Origin of the sequence: uncultured Gimesia sp. (assembly GCF_937910335.1) — a bacterium.
Lineage (GTDB): Bacteria > Planctomycetota > Planctomycetia > Planctomycetales > Planctomycetaceae > Gimesia.
In genome coordinates this window covers 1-3,414 of record NZ_CALEMX010000628.1, presented here as the reverse complement: position 1 = coordinate 3,414, position 3,414 = coordinate 1, and the positions used below count along the sequence as shown (strand labels likewise).

General features: G+C 48.6%; 1 protein-coding gene. It reads right to left on the bottom strand.

Features of this window, described 5'->3' with window-relative positions:
- Positions 1 to 3,414: DUF1553 domain-containing protein (locus Q0668_RS25595; protein WP_298869404.1), on the bottom strand; the 3,414-nt coding region annotated here is incomplete at both ends.

Below are 3,414 nucleotides of genomic sequence, written 5' to 3'. Positions count from 1 at the left end.
GTGAATTCAAGAGTGTCCAGAGTACATCTTCATATCGATTGCGCCAGTCTTCTTTGAGGCGTTGTGTTGGTGGATCTCCCTCTTGAATCGCATGTTCAAGTTCAACCTTAATTTCGTTTGCCCGCGAGCTTAAATGGTTCGACCAACCCACCAGATTGACTGGTAACGGTTTGCGATGGACAATTTTTGCATCCTTGTTAACGCGATCCGCATATCCGGGCTGTAGTAAATCGACAAACATCTCCCTTTCACTGTCAGTCGGTTCGCGGGTGAGTGTTTTCATGACGGTCTTTGCAATTAACTCTTCAACAGGCTGATCCTGCAATGAAAGTTTTGTGAAATCGCTGTCATCTGAAAGTCGTGTGAATCGTTTTCCTACGACTCCATTGGCAAGAATCGCCGGCTGTAATGCGGTCGAAGTATACTCTCTAACGCTCATTGGATTCTGCCTTGTATCCCGCCAGCCAAATGTTTTCAGCAAAGTGATAAAAGGCTGACCAAAGGGGAGCGCCAAACTGGGACGATCACGTTCATTAGATGGAGTTGTAAATTCCCAGGCACGACGCGGTGATCCCAGATCAAGGGCGGTGGGATAATTCAATGCACCATCGAGGTCGATACACATTCGCCCAGCATCCAGAGGCTTGCCGCAAATCGAAAACATCGAATCCACAATTTGTTCCGCTTCCATGCGGCGTAATACCGGTGAAGCAAAATTATAGGTCGCATCAACGAGTGTTTCAATTTTGCTGACGTCGGTCGTCGCCTGTCGCTGGTAAAGGTCCGATTCAAAAATCGAACGTGCCAGAGTTTTGAAATCGTAACCGTGAATGACAAACTGTTGTGAAAGGTATTTGAGTAACTCGGGATGCGAAGGCGTCTGACCACTCCAGTCATCGACGGGTTCCACCAGTCCCTGACCGAGATAGCGCTTCCAGACGCGGTTTACAATCACGTTTGCAAAACGTTCGTTCCGGGGAGACGTTATAATGGCTGCCAACTGTTCGCGGGTATCTTTGGAAGAACGCAGATAGTTTTCGGGGAATTTACCGGGCTTGATCAGTTCTTCAAACGTCCATTTCGGCATTACGTTTGCGCCGGGTAATAATGTCACTGCAATCAGCATCGAATTCGATTTCGAATCAAAGCCCGGGACCGAGCTGGTTTTGGGAACTCCCTGCGGAGACCGCTTGAGCATGGCTGCCAAGCTGAATAAATCGCGCTGCTTAAAGTCATGAAAGGGTGCATCATGACAGCGAGCGCATTTCATATTCAATCCGAGAAATGCCTGGCCCACAATATGTGCTTTTGCCGCCATGGGTGCGTCGTTTTGCGAAGCCATTTCAAAACCGGCGGGACCACCAAAATATTTGCTGCCTTCCATCATGACCAGTTCGGTGAGGAAGCGGTCAAAAGGTTTGTTATCGTAAAAGGATTCATGAATCCACCAGCGAAACGGTCCTGAATTGTTCAAGGTCGGTTTGATGACATTCGGGTTCTCGGCCAATACGTCCTGCCAATATCCGACCCAGTTATCTGCCCAGCCGGGATCGTTGAGTAAACGTGTGATGGCATTGGCGCGGCGTGTTTCCGGATTATCAGCCAGATAAGCCTGAATCAAATCCGGCGAAGGCACGGTTCCCGTTGTATCGAGGGACAAGCGGCGAAGAAAGGCAAGATCGTTCAGCAATGGAGACTGAGTCACTTTCTCTTTTGCCAGACGCTGATTGATAAAATGATCAATGGCATTATTGGCACGTAAACCTGAGACAGCTGTTGGCACTTTGGACTGGGGTTGTTTGTGAATTTCCCGTTTAGCGAGTTGATGGCGCCACTCCCAGTATTTGTCTTCTTTCGTCGTTGAATTCTGCCGACGTTGTGCATTGATGGCAATTTGAGCGTGGCGGAATTTTCGCTCAAACTCTAACCAACTATCATCGGTCAACCAGACGACTTCATCGTTACTTGAAAGCAATTGAAAATCTTTACCGGGATCACCGATGAAAATTGCCGTCTCACCTAGATCGGGCCGATGACCAAAACCACCGACAAACATCTCAAAGCGAACACGATGCGGTTTGCCATCTCCCGTGAATTCAATCACCTTTTCCTGATCACCACGATGCAATGGGCGAATATTCGGTGCTAGACTGCGATCTACATCAAATACCTTGCCGTGTGCGCTGCCGGATATTTTGTGGAACCCGGTTTCTGCGACTAATTTTTCATCGATATAAAGCCGCGACGCATTACGGGCACGAACCAGAATTCGTTTTTTTCCTTTGGGAATCGTAACATGGGAGAGCGCCCGAATCAAAAAGGGCCCGGAACGATCTATTCTTAATCCCTGGTTTGAATATTTAAAGGGAATTTGGATCAGTGCAAAATGCGGCTGAGTAATTGATTCTGAAAAACGGGGTGGACGGAAAGTCCATGACTTTCGGTTGGGAACACCTTCAAACACATCTACTTGAACCCGATCGCTGGGAACGGCAGTCCAATCGATGCGGGGTTTAGGTGCGACATATTTAAAGTGGGCGGTAACCTGTTTTGCCGAGAGCGCGGTGCGATAGATGGCGACTTCATCCATTCGACCATCGAAGGAGCTGTTAGCTGAACCGCCCATGGAAGAACCAAGCCAGACTTCATCATTATCCACAACCGGAGCGATTGTAGTATCGCCGCCCATATCCCACGTACCGGAAATGTCCCGACCATCAACGTATGCTTTTAAGCTTTTCTTTTTTCCAAACGTGTAGGTCACAGCGATATGATGCCAATTGTAAGCACTGATTCCCGCGCCCTTTGAAGTCCAACGATGATAGTCCGGTTTGGCATCTTTTTTATCTGGTTGTCCACGAAACAGAAAACTGATGTCAGAACCGGCAAGTCTCAGGCCGTAATTCTGATTATCGTGTGCGACTCCCTTTCGATTCGTACGGCCTTTACCGATGATATAGCTGTATTTTCCGGTTTGTGTGGAGTTCGGATTGACCCACGCTTCAAGGGTGATCGAATCGCCGGCGGTAAAATCGAGAACGCTTTTCTCGCCTGGATCAACTACACGGAGGTACCCGGCTCCCGCTTTGAATTCTGCAGCTTGATTCTCTGGTTTAAACAGCGGAAATTCAGATGGTCTGGGACCGGTTGAGGTTGTTACTTTTCGACCCTGCAACTGAGCCGTCAGTGGCTCGGTTGTTTTCTGTTTCCCTTTGAGGTCAGCACCGACGCTGGGAAAACCCGCTGTTGAGTTCTGGTCAAAGCTCCAGTAAACCACTGGCTTGTCAGAGAGAATCAGTTCGCTGTAACTGGTGATAGGCTTCTTTGCCTGGACTTCTGCAAACGCCAAATTTGGGAATAAAGGCAGCGCGAGTAAACAGGCCAGGAAAGAGTGGGAACTCTTAATGAATGCCA